This window comes from Idiomarina sp., from assembly GCF_048260185.1.
Taxonomy (GTDB): Bacteria; Pseudomonadota; Gammaproteobacteria; order Enterobacterales; family Alteromonadaceae; genus Idiomarina.
In genome coordinates, this window is record NZ_JBLXHB010000002.1 from 255,116 (window position 1) to 270,179 (window position 15,064).

A 15,064-nucleotide genomic window follows, 5' to 3' on the forward strand; every position below is an offset into this window, starting at 1 on the left:
TCCTGTTTATCGACAACAAGCGGTTTACTCACCGCTGTCTTTCATTCTGATAAGTTGACGGCGCTGCTTTTTGTCTGGCCGTCCATCCGGGTGCGGATTATACAACGCATTAAGCTTTCTTGCTTCCGCATTTTTTTCGCGCTTTTCTATGCTCTCAGGGGTTTCCCTATAGAGTAATTGTGCCTCGCTGGCACCGCGGCGTTGTTCACTTAATTCCATGACTTCAACTTCTTTTGTATCGAAGCCCTGACGCAAAGTGATAATAGCGCCAAGCTGAACAACCTTAGAAGGCTTGCTACGCTGCCCATCATAATGTACTTTGCCTGACTGAATCATTTGTCGGGCAAGTGCTCTGGTTTTGTAGAATCTTGCAGCCCACAGCCATTTATCCAGACGAATGGGACTTTCTTTTCGAGTTTTTGTCATAAAACCGCAACGAATTCGTTATAAACTTTGTGTTAACCGATTGTTGACTCATGTCGCCTGCGCTAGAATGCATGAATCGCCTTTTGTCAGTGTAACAAGAATAAGAATAAAGTGACTGCCCGACTCCAACAAATATTTAAAGATACTCAAATGTGGCGCCGCTTAATGCAAGCGCTAACGGCTTTCGCATGGTTTTTGGTTGCGGTATTGTTGGCTCGGTTTACCTGGTCACTGATTAACCCTGCAGAGCCCGACGACAGTGCGGTTTTACCTAAAGTGACGGTTGATTCTACTGCAACCAGTACCATGAATTTAGAGACCTTAACTGAGCTTAATCTTTTTGGAACAGCAGAGCGGCGGAGTCGTTCTGAAAACGTTCAAAACGCGCCCCAAACATCGTTAAACGTCCGTTTGATAGGCGTTTCTGCCAGCTCTAACCCGGAACGTTCTGCGGCTATTATTCAGCAAGGCAGCAAGCAACAAACCTACATTATTGGTGAGAGTCTTGGCAGTTCTTCGGTCACTGTAGAAGAGATTCATGCCGACCGCGTGATTCTTGATAATAACGGCCGGTTAGAAACACTGAAAATGGAAGATATTGGTGAGGACAGACCCGCGCTGTCGCTAATTGTAGGTGACTCAGATAATGATGGTGCGCTGGTCCCTGTCGATAGTGATGACAGCAACCGGGTTGATGATGAGGCAACGGTTGAGCAGCAGTTGGCACAGGTTGCTGATAATCCATCGTCGTTACTCGATTATGTGAATATTTCGCCAGTACAAACCAATGGCGAACTAAAAGGATACAAACTGAATTCAGGCAAGAATCCGGAGTTATTCCGGGATGCTGGATTCCAGAACGGTGACTTGGCAGTGGCCATCAACGGCTATGATCTGACCGATATGGAGCAGGCCATGCTTGCTAGTCAGGAACTGTCGGAACAAGAACAGGTCAGCATAGAAATTGAGCGCGACGGTGAAAGGATGGAACTGTCGTTTAAGCTACCGGTAAAACAGGATAATTGATATGACAGTGGCAAAGAGTGGCTTAAAAGCATGGTTGGGAGCTCTCGGTTTGGCATTCGCACTGATGAGTTCGCCATTAAGCAGCGAAGAATATGCCGCCAGTTTTAAAAATACTGATATTAACGAGTTTATTCAGGTTGTAGGCCGAAACTTAGGTAAAACCATCATTATTGACCCTAACGTTCGGGGAAAAATTGATGTGCGCAGCTACGATGTGATGAATGAAGAGCAGTACTATCAGTTTTTCCTGAATGTGCTTGAGGTTTACGGGTTTGCCATTGTTGAAATGGAATCGGGCGTGCTTAAAGTAATACGTGATAAAGACGCAAAAACATCGTCACTACCTGTGCTGGACAGAGATACCAGAGGCTCAGGCGATACTATGGTGACCCGGGTTGTACCGGTAGAAAACGTATCGGTACGCGAGCTTGCACCGTTATTGCGCCAGTTAAACGACCAAAGTGGCGGCGGTATGGTGGTCAGCTATGACCCGTCTAATGTGATTATGATGACGGGTCGTTCAGAAACCGTGCAACGTTTGGTAGAAATTATTGAGCGGGTCGATCAGGCCGGTGATCAGGACGTTGACATGATCAGCCTTGAATATGCATCTGCGAGCGAAATTGTTCGTATTGCTCAGTCTCTATATGAAAAAAATAATGAAGGTGTGCCGGCGCTTCTTATTCCTAAAATTGTTGCCGATGATCGCAGTAACAGCGTTATTGTCAGTGGCGAACCTCGTGCCCGTTCCCGCGTCGTCAAGCTTATCAAACAGCTGGATCAGGATTTGAAAACCGAGGGTAATACCCGGGTTTTCTATCTGAAATATGCAAAAGCACCTGAAGTTGTCGACGTGTTGAAAGATGTTAGCCGTTCTATACAGGCTGAAGTTGAGCAGCAATCAAGCACTGGAAACAATAATCAACGCCGCCGTAGCGGAGGTGATGAAACGGTCAGTATCAGCCCGCATGAACCGACTAACTCGGTGGTGATTACCGCTCAAAAAGATATGCTGGCATCGCTGGAAAAAGTGATTCGGGACTTAGACATCCGTCGTGCTCAGGTTCAGGTTGAAGCGATTATTGTCGAGATTATGGAAGGCGATAACGTTGACTTTGGCGTGCAGTGGATCAGCGAAGACGGCGGTATGGTGCAATATAATAACGGTAACCAGGTACCCATTGGGAGTTTAGCCGCCGGTGCTTATCAGGCACGTGAAAGAGAAGGTACAACGACGACTCGGGTAACCGATGGCGGGGTCGAGGTGACGACAACAGAGCCGGATGAACCTGGAGATGTTTCATTGCTGGCAAACTTACTGGGCTCTGTAAACGGTATGATGTTCGGTACCATACAGGATGACTGGGCGGCGGTAGTACAGGCGGTTACACAAGATACTCGCTCAAATATTCTGGCAACACCTAGCATTGTTACCGTAGATAACGAAGAAGCGAGCTTTTTGGTCGGTCAGGAAGTTCCTACGATTAGTGGCTCTACTACGGGTGATAACAACGACAACCCGTTCCAGACGGTTGATCGCACCGAGATAGGTATCAAGTTAAAGGTAACGCCTCAAATTAACGAGGGGGACGCCGTACAAATGACGATAGAGCAGGAAGTGTCCAGTTTAAGTGGCGCCACTGCGGTTGACGTTATTATTAACAAGCGTGAACTGAAAACCACGGTCATGGCTGATGATGGCGAGACCATTGTGCTTGGCGGCTTGATTGACGAAGACGTACAAGAATCGGTCTCTAAAGTCCCGTTATTAGGCGATATACCAATTTTAGGAAAACTGTTCAGCTCTACGTCAACTTCTAAGCAAAAGCGTAACCTGATGGTCTTTATCCGTCCGACCATAGTCCGCGACGGGAAACGCATGCGTGAATTAAGCTCGGCAAAATACAACTATATGCGGGCGCTGCAGTTAGATGAGCGGTCGCGTGGAATTTCACTCATGCCCTCTGAAGAGTCACCGCTGCTTAATGACTGGGACAGCAAGCTGACGTTACCGCCGGGCTTTGACGAATATCTGAAAAAACAAGGTAGCGAGAAGAGCGACGAGAAGAGCGACGAGAAGAGTAGCGAAGAAAACGATAAAGAAATCGACGAACAGAATGAAGAGCCGCAAAATGACTGAAGCCAGTGCCATTGCAACAGCTCGCCTCCCGTTCAGCTTTGCTAAACGCTTTGGCGTGGTGGTAGAGCAGGGTGAGCCGTTAATTTTGCATTGCCGTGCAGGTATCTCGGCTGCTGCGTTAAAAGAAGTGAGGCGCGCGCTGGGGCAGCCGGTCACTCTTCAGGAGCACGCTGCAAGTGACTTTGAAAGCTTGTTAACCCGTGCGTATCAACGAGACTCATCAGAAGCTCAGCAGTTGATGGAAGATATTGGCAACGAGTCCGATTTATTTTCTCTGGCTGATGAGTTGCCGCAGACCGAAGATCTGCTGGAAAGCGAAGATGACGCGCCTATTATTAAGCTAATTAACGCCATGCTGAGCGAGGCGATAAAAGAAGGCGCTTCGGATATTCACATTGAGACCTTTGAGAAAGCTTTGCTAATACGCTTTCGCATTGACGGCGTTTTGCGTGAAGTTTTACGACCAAACCGTAAGTTGTCATCGCTGCTGGTGTCGCGCATAAAAGTTATGGCGCAGCTGGATATTGCTGAAAAGCGCGTTCCGCAGGATGGTCGTATTTCCCTGCTTATTGCCGGGCGAGCAGTGGATGTGCGGGTTTCTACCATGCCGTCTAATCATGGCGAGCGGGTTGTATTGCGTTTATTAGATAAGAACAATGCGCGGCTCAATCTGACTGAGCTGGGAATGACTGATGCTAACCGGAAAATTTTCCAGGAGCTGATTTACAAGCCTCACGGCATTATTTTGGTAACCGGCCCGACGGGTTCAGGTAAAAGTACAACTTTGTATGCCGGGCTTAGCGAAATCAACTCTAATGACCGTAATATTCTGACCGTCGAAGACCCGATAGAATATGCTATTGATGGCATTGGACAAACCCAGGTTAACCCTCGGGTGGATATGACTTTCGCCCGCGGTTTACGCGCTATATTGCGTCAGGATCCCGACGTGGTAATGGTTGGTGAGATACGTGACGTAGAAACCGCGCAAATTGCTGTGCAGGCTTCACTCACTGGTCACCTGGTCTTGTCTACATTGCACACTAACACTGCCGCCGGCGCAATTACTCGTCTGGAAGACATGGGTGTAGAGCCCTTCCTGTTGTCATCGAGCTTATTGGCGGTGTTATCGCAGCGTCTGGTGCGGACACTCTGTAGCGAATGCAAACAGCCTCACCAGCCGGATGACGAAGAAAAGAATATGCTCGGCCTTGATGCTGCAGATACCAGTGTGATTTATCGTGCAGGGAGTTGTGAACGATGCAATTATACCGGTTATCGTGGACGTACCGGTATTCACGAACTGCTGCTGGTAGATGACCATGTACGTGAGTTAGTCCATAACGGTCACGGTGAACAGTCTATTGAAAAGTATATTCGGCAGTCGACGCCCGGTATTCGCCAGGACGGCTTAGCAAAAGTACTGAAAGGCAAAACAACGCTGGAAGAAGTGCTGCGGGTTACCCGCGAGGAGTAGAGGGTGGCAGCATTTGAATATCAAGCCGTTGAGGCTAATGGCAGAAAGAAAAAAGGTGTACTGGAAGCCGATACTGAGCGACAGGTACGTCAGTTATTGCGTGAAAAAGGCTTAATGCCTTTAAGCATTGAGCCGGCAGCTGATCAAGACAGAAAGAAAACGTTACAGCCCCGGTTTGGGCTTCCGCAGCGTAAAGTTAAAGCACAGGATTTAGCGCTAATTACCCGTCAGTTATCTACCTTAGTAGGCTCGGCACTGCCTATTGAACAGGCATTATTAGCCGTTGCTGACCAGACCGAAAAGCCACGTCTGAAGAAATTACTGATGTCGGTACGCAGTAAAGTGGTTGAAGGTTACGGCCTTGCTGAAGCTATGTCAGAGTTTCCCGGTGTTTTTGATTCTTTATATACCGCTATGGTGGCTGCCGGCGAAAAGTCCGGCCATTTAGATACGGTATTGGATGAGCTGGCAAACTATACTGAGCAACGTCAGCACATGAAAAGTCAGTTGACGCAGGCGCTTATTTATCCGCTTATGCTGACTTTGGTTGCCATTGGCATTGTGGTTTTTCTGTTGGTTTCCATTGTGCCGCAAATAGTGGACAACTTTTCAACCATGGGTCAGGATTTGCCGCCAACCACTCTGGCTATGATAGCCATTAGTGAATTTCTGCAAAACTGGGGGCTGTGGTTACTTATTGGCATTGCTTTGCTGCTGGTCGCTTTTAACCAGTGGTTAAGAAATGAAAAAAACCGCCTGAAATATCATCGCAGACTGTTAAAACTTCCCATGCTGGGTAAGGTCATAAGAGGGGTAAGTACTGCCCGTTTTGCCCGGACTTTAAGTATACTGACTTCCTCAGCAGTACCCTTGCTCGACGGGTTGCGCATTACCTCGTCGGTCATTGGTAATTTAGCCATACGTCAGGCGGTAGATGAAGCAGCCGGACGCGTTCGTGAAGGGGCGTCAATGCGCGGTGCGTTGCAGGAAACGGGATTGTTCCCACCAATGATGCTGCACATGATAGCGGCAGGTGAGAAGTCCGGTGAACTGGAACAAATGTTAAAACGCTCTGCCGATAATCAGGACAAAGAATTTGAAAACCTGGTGTCGGTTAGTTTAAAAGTATTTGAGCCGGTGCTGATAGTGACGATGGCAGGTATCGTATTCTTTATTGTGCTGTCTATCATTCAACCCATTTTACAATTAAATAATAGTGTAGGGCTTTAGCTATGAGACGTAATCAACAAGGTTTTTCATTGGTCGAAGTAATGGTGGTTATTGCCATTATCGGTATTTTGGCCACTATGGTGTTACCCAATGTATTAGGTAATCAGGAAAAAGCTAACCAGCAAAAAGTGATAGCCGATATTGTCGCTTTAGAAAACGCACTGGCTCAGTATCACTTAGATAACGGTATGTTTCCGACGACCGAGCAGGGGCTTGAAGCTTTAGTCAATGAACCGAACATGGATCCGCAGCCACGCAGCTATCGCAGCGGCGGCTATATTCGCCGCTTACCGCAGGACCCTTACGGTAATGACTATTTACTCCTGAACCCGGGTCAGTACGATGATGTTGATATTTTTTCTCCAGGCCCGGATGGTCAGCCCGGAACGGATGATGATTTTGGCAGCTGGATGATTGGCAACAACGATCGTGACCAATAAGCGTTGCCAATTTGGTTTTACTCTCATTGAAGTGATGCTGGTGATGGCCATTCTTGGTCTCATCGCCAGCGCCGTTATGTTTACACTGCCCGGTGGTGAACGGGGGCAGGACTCTCCTCAAAATGCAGCTGCGAGTTTACGTCAGCAGCTAAACTATGCCCGCGAATACGCCATGGTCCGACAGCAACCACTGGGATTAAAATTCCACGAAGATGGCTACCGTTTTTTGTTCTGGAAAGATGAACAATGGCGCGAAGAAAATGCCCGCGGGTTACGGGCACAGGACACCGAGTGGCCACTGCGTTGGCAGTTTACCAGCCGGGGGCTGAAGGTGCTTGAACAAGATGAGTCATTGGACGATGGCTTGTTTGCTGAAGAGAGCGACGAAGACAGCACGATTCCCGATATTCTGATTCTGCCCAGCGGTGAGATGACACTCTTTGAAGTGCATATTGAGCATTTAAACGACCCCGATGCCGAGCGTTGGCTTATTGCCGAAAACAGCTGGCAGGTTAGTATTTCTGCCGAGGCTCCGGAGTAACTATGCGGTGGGTGCGCGGCTTTACCTTAATTGAAGTGATGGTAGCCTTGTCGGTGTTCAGTCTGGCGGCACTGGCCGCGTTGCAGGCGGCAAGCGGGCACCTAACCAGGTTAAGCGCTTTACAGGACAAAACCTTTGCTCAGTACGTAGCGTCTAATCGTTTGGCAGAATTGTCGCTTGAGAAAGAGTGGCCGCTTAAAGATAAACGGAGCGGCCAACAGGAACAGGCAGGTGTTACCTGGTATTGGCAGCAACAGGTGGTAGAAACGGTAACGCCAAATGTTGTTGCAGTCACTGTGAAAGTGATGAAAAACGAGGACGGCCGTGAACACTTTCGGTTAACTCGTTATATGCGTAAACCAGATTCAGCGGGGGGAGCCGACAATGCGCGTTAACCCCGCAAACAAAGGTTTTACCTTAGTAGAAGTGCTGGTGACCATGGTGATATTTGCCATTATCGGTATTGCCAGTTTTCAGGTTCTGAACCAGATGGTAAACACCGAAGAGCAATCTCAAAAACAGCGTGAACAGCTGGAGCGTTTGCAGTTCAGCCAGTTGCTGATGCAGCAGGATATTCGCCAAATGGTCGCTAAACCAACGCGACCTTCCGGTGTTGAAGTGACTCATCAGTATTTGAGCAATGACCCTGGCTACTTTGATTCTGACGGCGGCGTACTGGCTTTTGTCAGAAGCGGCTTTGACAACCCTGGCAACATGATGCCCCGCAGCGAGTTACAGCCGGTAGTTTACCGATTATGGGATGGAAATTTGCAGCGGGTAACCGAGACTTTCGTTAACGATCGCTCCTCAGAACCATCCGTTCAGACCTTATTAGAAGGCGTTGACGAACTGTCTTTTCGATTCTACCGCAGTGATGGTGTGAGTAACGCGAATCAGGGGTTAGAACAAGGCTGGAGCGACAACTGGGAAAGTTCAGGTGATTTGCCTCAAGCCGTTGAAGTGACCATTCGTAGCAAAAACTTTGGCACCATCAGACGCGTGTTTTTGATAGCCGCAGTGGGACAGCAGGTGGAAAGTAACGGCGGAGGGCTGCAACGTGCCAATTAGCCCGCGTAAGTCATCACAAGCCGGAGCTGCGCTTATAACGGTTTTGCTGGTTATTGCTATTGTGTCGGTTATTGCAGTGAATTTAGGCGGAAAACTGCAGTTGCAAATAACCCGTATGGGCAACTTGCAGCAGGCTGAACAAAGCTACTGGATGTGGTTAAGTGCAGAGGATGTTTTAAAAGAAGTGCTGCAAACTGAACTGGAAGAAAACGACGGGGTTGCGCACAAAGAGCAAAACTGGGCTCAGCGTAGTGGACCTTTTCCGGTAGAGGGAGGGCAGATTGCGGCAAAAGTCAGGGATTTATACAGCTGCTTTAACCTTAATAGCCTGGTTACGGATGAGGAAGATCCCGGAACTCTGGAAAAGCGCAAACGACAATACAAAGCGCTGCTGGAAGCACTGGAAATTGATAACTATCAGGCCGAAATTTTAACCGACAGTCTGGTAGACTGGCTGGATGAAGACAGTCAGTTGTCGGGCAGTAACGGTGCTGAAGACCCTGATTACGAGAGTTTACCTAAGCCTTATTTGGCCGCAAACAGCCAACTACTTGAGATGAGTGAGCTGAGAATGGTGCGGGGATACAGTGCTAAAATAATTACCGCTCTTAACTCTGTTGCTTGCGTTATTCCGAATGAGACAGACTTAAAAATTAATATTAATACTCTGGAACAGGATCAGGCTGCGGTTTTAACCGGAGTTACCGAAGGTAAGTTAGCACTTGCTGACGCTATGGCATTGCTGAATAACCGACCGCCTCAGGGCTACGAATCTGATGAAGAACTCGCTGAGTTGGCAGAACTCTCGGGAGTGCGGTCGGAATTAGAAGGTGAGTTGCCGGAACTGACCGTGAGTAGTGAGTATTTTCAGTTGATTGCGATGATTCAGTGGGGCGAAGTAGAAATGAGAGCGCGCTCGGTATTACATTTAAACGAAGGTCGAGTACAAACCTTGTACCGGGCGATGGGAGATTAGTATATGCATGAAACACTGATTCTGCGGTTACCGGCTTATGGTACCGACGAACCCATACCCTGGTTGGTCTGGCATAAAGGGCAGCAAGAGTTAATAGCCAGTGGAGAGCTGAGTTCGGTAGCAGAGCTTGTTCAGTTAAAAGACAAAGCCAACCGTTGCGAAGTCATTGTGGCCTTGCCCGGACAAGATGTTTCGATGACAAGAGTGACTTTACCCGCAGGCACAAAAAGGCACCTACAGCGCATTATTCCTTATGCTCTGGAAGAGGAGCTGGCAAGTGATATTGAGCAGCTGCATTTTGCCTGGCCGGATGCCAAAGGCACAGAGCTGCCAGTTGCTGTAGTCGCCAAAGACCGAATGAATTATTGGCTGCAGGTATTAACCGAAGCCGGCATTGATTCTGCTTTCTGGGTACCCGACTGCTTCTTGTTGCCGCATCAGAACGATACCTGGCAGGCCATTGAGCTTGCCGACAGTGTTATTGTCAGAACTGGTGAGTGGCAGGGCTTTACCATAGAAAAAGAGCAGTTTGCTCAGTTAGCACCAGCTTTTGCTGCTGAACAGAACAGTCCAACAGAAATTATTCACTATGGCGCGCTAAACTGGCCGCAATCGCCAGCACCTTTAATCCCTGCTGATATTGAAGTGCCTTTTACTATCGCGGTGCAAAGTATCGCGACAGGAAATCGTATTAACTTAAGGCAGGGGGCTTATCGCTCACAACGGGCAAAACGTTCAGTTGATTTACCCTGGAAGGGGCTGGCTACTGCTGCGAGTGTACTCTTTGTTTTGGCCGTGTTGTTAAACGGCGTACGCTATTGGCAACTGGAGTCTCAGCGGGGCGCTTTAAAAGCTCAGGCTGAGCAACTTTATCGTGATGCCTTTCCGGGTCAGACTCGTATTGTGAATTTAAAAGTACAGTTGCAACGACAATTGGAAAGCCTTGGACTAGGCAGTGCGGATGAAGCTTCAGTGCTTGCGGTTTTGCAGCAACTGGCTCCGGCGTTTAAGTCGCAGCCTGAACTGCAGCTTGAGTTACTGCGCTTTCAGAACAACGAGTTGCGCTTACAGGCAACTGCCAGTAGCTTTTCTCAATTTGAGGCTTTCCAACAGGCGGCGAAAGCCGAAGGGCTAACTGTTGAAGCGGGTTCAATGAGTAACCGTGGTGAACAAGTTTCGGGTTCTTTAACCGTGCAGCTTGATGGTCAGGGAGCGCAGTCATGAACAGAATTACTCGTCAGTTAATGCCTTATCTGGATTTAGGCAAGCAGCGCTGGAGCCAGTTTAACCAGCGCGAGCAGAGCTTGTTAGCTGTTTTGGCAGGAGTACTGTTTATTGCTTTTCTGTACTTTGTCATTTGGCAGCCCAGCTCCCAGGCAGTAGCCAATGCAGAGCGTCAGCTTGCAGCTCAACAGCAGCAATACCAATGGGTTCAGCAGGCAATAGCGCGCTATAAAAAACTGGAAGAGAGCAGCTCTGAACAACAAAGTGCATCAGGCTCTGTCAGTCAACGTATCAACCGTGCTGCAGCTGCGCAGGATATTCAAATCGCGCGTTTGCAGCCTCAGGGGCAGGAGTATCTGTTAAGTGTTGATGAGGTGGCTTTTTCTGATTTATTAAGCTTTTTAGCCGAACTGGAGCAACGCCAGGGGTTATCACTAAAAGCTGTTGATATTGCGAAATTAAATACGCCCGGACAGGTGCGTTTACGTAAACTATTAGTAAGTGAGGCTTCATGAACTTAAAACGCTGGATACCCTGGTTAGTGGTCGTGTATCTGGTTGCCATGCTGGTGATGTTACCGGCAAGGGTTATTTACTGGTTTCCTTTACCGGATAACATCAGGCTCTCTCAGGTCAGCGGAAGCTTATGGAATGGCGTTGCCGGGCAGGTCGCAGTTGACGATATCGTACTGAATAATCTTAGCTGGAACTGGCAGGTGTCTTCTGTATTTCTGGGAGAGTTGGTCATGGATGTTAACTTGCCTGCCAAAAGTAACCCGTTTGCGCTGAATGGACGCTTACTGGCAGGGTCCACCAAAGTTGGAGCCAAAAATATAACAGCCAGTGGTGATGTTAATGCTCTGCTGCAGTTGGCAAACACCCGCTTGCCTTTAAAAACCGGAGGTAACTGGCGTTTGTCCTTAGACAGTTTTGTCGTTACTGCGCCCGGCCCGGTACGTTGGTGCGACGAGTTGAAAGGTCAGGCCCGGGGCGAGCAGATTCGGGTGTTGGTTAATAATCAATGGCAGTCGCTGGGAGATTTTCCGGTAGAACTTAGCTGTAACGACGATAACTCGGTGGGCTTAGCCATGAATGGTAATAACAGTTTAGGGTTAGACTTTCAGGGCAGCATTAACAGCCAGAGTTTCAATGCTGAAGGCACAGTGAAGCCGAATCTGGAAACACCTGAAGGGCTGGCTAAAATGATGGAATACATGGGAACGCCGGATTCGCGCGGACGTTACTCATTTCGCTTGTGATCCCACTTGCGGGCATAAACGTTTATGATTACTGTAATAATAAGTCACTAATTAAAGTCTCTGCGGAATAAGGAATAATTTGTATGGATAACATCGTCCAGTGGATTAATGATAATCAGGACATGCTGATAGGTTTCTCGATTAAATTTGTCATCGCTATTGCGATACTAATTGTCGGTAAAATCGTCGCTAACACCGTGACAGGTGTAATGACCAAAGGCATGAAAAAGCGTCAGGTCGACGGTGCTGTTATCAGCTTTGTCGGTGCAATTTTAAAAACGGTGATATTCATTGCCGCTATCATGATGGCACTGTCGCATGTGGGCGTTGAAACTACTTCCTTCATTGCCATACTAGGTGCCGCAGGTCTGGCAATTGGTCTGGCGTTGCAGGGCTCCCTGTCTAATATCGCATCGGGCGTTCTGCTTATTATGTTCCGTCCAATTCGTGCGGGTGAATATGTTGATGCTGGTGGTGTTTCAGGAACCGTTGAGCAAATTAATATCTTTCAGACCATTATGAAAACCCCTGACCGTAAGGTGGTTTTTGTGCCTAACTCTGAAATTATCGGTGGCCCTATTGTTAACTATAACCGAGAAGAATTGCGCCGTATCGACCTGGTTATTGGTGTAAGTTACAGTGCGAATCTACAGCAGACGAAGAAAGCACTGATGGATGTGATTACCAGCGATGAGCGGGTATTAAAAGATCCTGAACCTGTTGTTACGGTGACCAACCTTGGCGATTCGTCGGTCGACTTTAATGTTCGCCCGTGGACGAAAAATGAGGACTACTGGCCGACCCGCTGGGATTTACTAGAGCGAATTAAAGACCGTCTGGATGAGGAGGGCATTGGTATTCCCTTTCCCCAAATGGACGTTCACCTGAAAAAAGACGACTAACGTATTGTTGTTCTGACAAAAGGCCACTTCAACAGTGGCCTTTTTTGTGGGTGCTCAAGCGAGTGCCTGAGAGATATCGGCAATAATATCTTCCGCATTTTCAATGCCAACACATAAACGAATAGCTTCTGGTTTTACGCCAACCGCGGCCTGTTCGCCAGCAGACAACTGCCGGTGAGTTGTGGAGGCCGGGTGGCAGGCCAGTGACTTTGCGTCACCAATGTTGACCAGGCGTTTAAACAGTTTCAGCTTATCGTAAAACTCAACGCCAGCATCGTAGCCGCCTTTAACGCCAAAAGTTAACAGCGACGCAGGAACCCCATTTTTAATATACTTTTTCGCTCGCTCGTAGTTAGTGTGCTCTGGCAGCGCTGCAAAGTTTACCCAGTCTACGCTTGGGTGCGACTGTAAGTATTCAGCCACTTTCAGCGCGTTTTCGCAGTGGCGCTCAATACGCAAAGGTAAAGTCTCCAAACCCTGCAGTAACAGGAAGGCGTTAAAGGGTGACAAGCAAGCACCGGTATTACGCAAAGCGACAGTACGAACGCGGGCTATGAAAGCCGCCGGACCAAAAGCGTCGGTATAGACTACGCCGTGATAAGCTGGCTCCGGTGAGCTAAACTGAGGAAAGCGTTGTTTTTGTTTAACCCAGTCAAACCCTCCGCTATCGACTATTAATCCGCCAACTGAATTGCCATGACCCCCAATGTATTTGGTTAGTGAATGCACCACAATGTCAGCGCCAAAATCAATGGGTTTGCAAAGTATCGGTGTAGCAACCGTGTTGTCCACGACCAGTGGAACTCCATGCTGGTGAGCGACCTCAGCATAGCCTTCTAAATCGGCGATGTTTCCCGCCGGGTTGCCAATACTTTCACAGAATACGGCTTTAGTTTTACCGTCTATAAGTTTGCCTATGTCTTCCGCTTTATCCGATTCGGCAAAACGGACTTCAATGCCAAATGAAGGCAGCATGTGCTGGAAGAGTGTGTAGGTTCCGCCGTAGAGTTGTGGTGTCGTCACTATGTTATCGCCCTGACGGGCAAGGGTAATTAATGCGTATTCAATAGCTGCCATGCCCGAGGCTACGGCAAGTGCGGCCACACCATGCTCGAGTTCTGCGACACGCTTCTCCAGAACATCGTTGGTGGGGTTCATTATGCGCGTGTAAATATTTCCCTCAACCGCCAAATCAAACAGGTCAGCGCCGTGCTGTGCGTTATCAAACTCGTAAGAAACGGTTTGGTAAATGGGAGTGGCTACTGACTTAGTTGTTGGGTCAGTTTCATAGCCATGGTGGATGGCTAACGTTTCGTCTTTCATACGGACTCCAGTTCAGATTCAGTTAAAAAATGCGTTAAAGCCGATTGGTATTGTTCAACATTCTTGATAAAACCATCGTGGCCGAACGGCGTTTCAATAGTGACCCTGCCAAATGAGTTGGGAAGCAAGTTTTCCAGTTCATTAACCAGACTCGGTGGCGCAATGGCGTCGTTGTTAAAGTCGACTAGCTGTACTTTTGCCTGCACGCGGGTTGGGTCAATTGAGTAGTGGTTGAGTATCGGCGTAAGGTGCGTAAATAAGCTGCGGCAGCCATTGCCGTTTTGCTTCAACAGTTTTTCGCCCTGATACAGTAAGTATTCAAAGGCATCGTCCGCATGGTTAAAACGTTGTTCGAATTCTTCGGCGGTGCGATAACTCAGCATGGCCAGCGCCCGCGCCAGAATAATGCCTGACTGTTTATCATCGCAGCGTTGAATGAGCGCCTGCTGAAAATAACGCAGTAACGCTGAATGCACTGACGGTTTATGGGCCGCACCAATAGCACTTAAACGAGGCAGTTCAGTTGGATGGTCAGCGGCATACTGAAGTCCCAGAACGCCGCCGAAAGACCCCCCGACCCAGGCTTGTAGGTTGTCGGTTTCCTGTTTCAGCGCGTGCCGAATGGCTTCACTGTGTTGCTGCACCGTTAAAGGCACCGACGGACACTCGGAGCCTCCTATTCCTCCGGGGTAGTCGAAGCTGATGACTTGCACATCATTCAACTCTGCAAAGAGCGGATGCAGTGACTGCCACCAGCCACTCTCATCAGCCTTCCAGATTAGGCCGCTGGCACTAATCCCGCCCTGAACAACAACGACCGGCTTATCAGGATCGCCATAGCGATAACCTTTAAGACGTGCGAACGGCGTGTCTGCGTAAAAACTGCGGGCAACTGGCTGAACCATAGTTAACCTCAATATTCTGAGTGAGGTTTTGACTGTAATAAATAGATATCAGGACGTCAAGACATTTAGACGTCTAAAATGGCTGGGTTTATTTCGCTGTCAGCGGAATATGGTATGATTTATTTTTA

16 protein-coding genes are annotated in these 15,064 nt (G+C 48.4%); 13 read left to right on the forward strand and 3 right to left on the reverse strand.

All coding sequences use genetic code 11. From position 1 onward, the window contains the following. Nucleotides 1-24: 24 nt before the first annotated feature. A complete protein-coding gene (gene hslR / locus ACN0RF_RS06925; protein ID WP_011235256.1) occupies nucleotides 25-426 on the reverse strand; it encodes a ribosome-associated heat shock protein Hsp15 in 402 nt (133 codons plus the stop codon). Between the two features lie 150 nt (nucleotides 427-576). On the opposite strand from hslR, the gene gspC reads away from it, so the two are divergent. From gspC to ACN0RF_RS06990, 13 genes are all read left to right on the forward strand, one after another. Further along, entirely contained in the window at nucleotides 577-1,452 is an 876-nt protein-coding gene (gene gspC, locus ACN0RF_RS06930) for a type II secretion system protein GspC (RefSeq protein ID WP_414018683.1), read from the forward strand. Between the two features lies 1 nt (nucleotide 1,453). Then, the gene (gene gspD, locus ACN0RF_RS06935; RefSeq protein ID WP_417438493.1) at nucleotides 1,454-3,592 is read left to right on the forward strand and encodes a type II secretion system secretin GspD; all 2,139 of its coding nucleotides are present in this window, start codon (nucleotides 1,454-1,456) and stop codon (nucleotides 3,590-3,592) included. Next, complete coding sequence (gspE, locus tag ACN0RF_RS06940) at nucleotides 3,585-5,069, forward strand: type II secretion system ATPase GspE (RefSeq protein ID WP_417438494.1); 1,485 nt, start codon at nucleotides 3,585-3,587, stop codon at nucleotides 5,067-5,069. The genes gspD and gspE overlap by 8 nt, the downstream gene beginning before the upstream one ends. 3 nt (nucleotides 5,070-5,072) lie before the next feature. After that, on the forward strand, nucleotides 5,073-6,299 hold the full coding sequence (gene gspF, locus ACN0RF_RS06945) for a type II secretion system inner membrane protein GspF (RefSeq protein WP_034822394.1): 1,227 nt from the start codon (nucleotides 5,073-5,075) through the stop codon (nucleotides 6,297-6,299). A gap of 2 nt (nucleotides 6,300-6,301) precedes the next feature. Continuing rightward, complete coding sequence (gene gspG / locus ACN0RF_RS06950; RefSeq protein WP_034822395.1) at nucleotides 6,302-6,739, forward strand: type II secretion system major pseudopilin GspG; 438 nt, start codon at nucleotides 6,302-6,304, stop codon at nucleotides 6,737-6,739. After that, complete coding sequence (gspH, locus tag ACN0RF_RS06955) at nucleotides 6,714-7,280, forward strand: type II secretion system minor pseudopilin GspH (protein ID WP_417438495.1); 567 nt, start codon at nucleotides 6,714-6,716, stop codon at nucleotides 7,278-7,280. The genes gspG and gspH overlap by 26 nt, the downstream gene beginning before the upstream one ends. Before the next feature lie 2 nt (nucleotides 7,281-7,282). Further along, complete coding sequence (gspI, locus tag ACN0RF_RS06960; protein WP_417438496.1) at nucleotides 7,283-7,675, forward strand: type II secretion system minor pseudopilin GspI; 393 nt, start codon at nucleotides 7,283-7,285, stop codon at nucleotides 7,673-7,675. Then, complete coding sequence (gspJ, locus tag ACN0RF_RS06965) at nucleotides 7,665-8,348, forward strand: type II secretion system minor pseudopilin GspJ (protein ID WP_417438497.1); 684 nt, start codon at nucleotides 7,665-7,667, stop codon at nucleotides 8,346-8,348. The genes gspI and gspJ overlap by 11 nt, the downstream gene beginning before the upstream one ends. Beyond that, nucleotides 8,338-9,324, forward strand: coding sequence for a type II secretion system minor pseudopilin GspK (gspK, locus tag ACN0RF_RS06970; protein ID WP_417438498.1), 987 nt, complete (start codon nucleotides 8,338-8,340; stop codon nucleotides 9,322-9,324). The genes gspJ and gspK overlap by 11 nt, the downstream gene beginning before the upstream one ends. A 3-nt stretch (nucleotides 9,325-9,327) precedes the next feature. After that, on the forward strand, nucleotides 9,328-10,548 hold the full coding sequence (gspL, locus tag ACN0RF_RS06975) for a type II secretion system protein GspL (RefSeq protein WP_417438499.1): 1,221 nt from the start codon (nucleotides 9,328-9,330) through the stop codon (nucleotides 10,546-10,548). Continuing rightward, a complete protein-coding gene (locus ACN0RF_RS06980; RefSeq protein WP_417438500.1) occupies nucleotides 10,545-11,063 on the forward strand; it encodes a type II secretion system protein M in 519 nt (172 codons plus the stop codon). Before gspL ends, ACN0RF_RS06980 begins: the two co-directional genes overlap by 4 nt. Continuing rightward, nucleotides 11,060-11,806: a type II secretion system protein N gene (locus ACN0RF_RS06985; protein WP_011235244.1), complete on the forward strand. Its 747-nt coding sequence runs from the start codon at nucleotides 11,060-11,062 to the stop codon at nucleotides 11,804-11,806. The genes ACN0RF_RS06980 and ACN0RF_RS06985 overlap by 4 nt, the downstream gene beginning before the upstream one ends. An 83-nt stretch (nucleotides 11,807-11,889) precedes the next feature. Then, complete coding sequence (locus ACN0RF_RS06990; protein WP_011235243.1) at nucleotides 11,890-12,708, forward strand: mechanosensitive ion channel domain-containing protein; 819 nt, start codon at nucleotides 11,890-11,892, stop codon at nucleotides 12,706-12,708. Nucleotides 12,709-12,762: 54 nt separating this feature from the next. On the opposite strand, the gene ACN0RF_RS06995 is transcribed toward ACN0RF_RS06990, so the two are convergent. Both ACN0RF_RS06995 and ACN0RF_RS07000 read right to left on the reverse strand, forming a co-directional pair. After that, the gene (locus tag ACN0RF_RS06995) at nucleotides 12,763-14,031 is read right to left on the reverse strand and encodes an O-acetylhomoserine aminocarboxypropyltransferase/cysteine synthase family protein (protein WP_011235242.1); all 1,269 of its coding nucleotides are present in this window, start codon (nucleotides 14,029-14,031) and stop codon (nucleotides 12,763-12,765) included. Continuing rightward, nucleotides 14,028-14,936, reverse strand: coding sequence for an alpha/beta fold hydrolase (locus tag ACN0RF_RS07000; protein WP_417438501.1), 909 nt, complete (start codon nucleotides 14,934-14,936; stop codon nucleotides 14,028-14,030). Before ACN0RF_RS07000 ends, ACN0RF_RS06995 begins: the two co-directional genes overlap by 4 nt. Between the last annotated feature and the right edge of the window lie 128 nt (nucleotides 14,937-15,064).

What these genes read in the sequence shown, in the direction of transcription:
- hslR (WP_011235256.1), bottom strand. Translation starts at nt 426, where the DNA reads ATGACAAAAACTCGAAAAGAAAGTCCCATTCGTCTGGATAAATGGCTG.
- gspC (WP_414018683.1), top strand. Translation starts at nt 577, where the DNA reads ATGTGGCGCCGCTTAATGCAAGCGCTAACGGCTTTCGCATGGTTTTTG.
- gspD (WP_417438493.1), top strand. Translation starts at nt 1,454, where the DNA reads ATGACAGTGGCAAAGAGTGGCTTAAAAGCATGGTTGGGAGCTCTCGGT.
- gspE (WP_417438494.1), top strand. Translation starts at nt 3,585, where the DNA reads ATGACTGAAGCCAGTGCCATTGCAACAGCTCGCCTCCCGTTCAGCTTT.
- gspG (WP_034822395.1), top strand. Translation starts at nt 6,302, where the DNA reads ATGAGACGTAATCAACAAGGTTTTTCATTGGTCGAAGTAATGGTGGTT.
- gspI (WP_417438496.1), top strand. Translation starts at nt 7,283, where the DNA reads ATGCGGTGGGTGCGCGGCTTTACCTTAATTGAAGTGATGGTAGCCTTG.
- gspJ (WP_417438497.1), top strand. Translation starts at nt 7,665, where the DNA reads ATGCGCGTTAACCCCGCAAACAAAGGTTTTACCTTAGTAGAAGTGCTG.
- gspL (WP_417438499.1), top strand. Translation starts at nt 9,328, where the DNA reads ATGCATGAAACACTGATTCTGCGGTTACCGGCTTATGGTACCGACGAA.
- ACN0RF_RS06980 (WP_417438500.1), top strand. Translation starts at nt 10,545, where the DNA reads ATGAACAGAATTACTCGTCAGTTAATGCCTTATCTGGATTTAGGCAAG.
- ACN0RF_RS06985 (WP_011235244.1), top strand. Translation starts at nt 11,060, where the DNA reads ATGAACTTAAAACGCTGGATACCCTGGTTAGTGGTCGTGTATCTGGTT.
- ACN0RF_RS06990 (WP_011235243.1), top strand. Translation starts at nt 11,890, where the DNA reads ATGGATAACATCGTCCAGTGGATTAATGATAATCAGGACATGCTGATA.
- ACN0RF_RS06995 (WP_011235242.1), bottom strand. Translation starts at nt 14,031, where the DNA reads ATGAAAGACGAAACGTTAGCCATCCACCATGGCTATGAAACTGACCCA.
- ACN0RF_RS07000 (WP_417438501.1), bottom strand. Translation starts at nt 14,936, where the DNA reads ATGGTTCAGCCAGTTGCCCGCAGTTTTTACGCAGACACGCCGTTCGCA.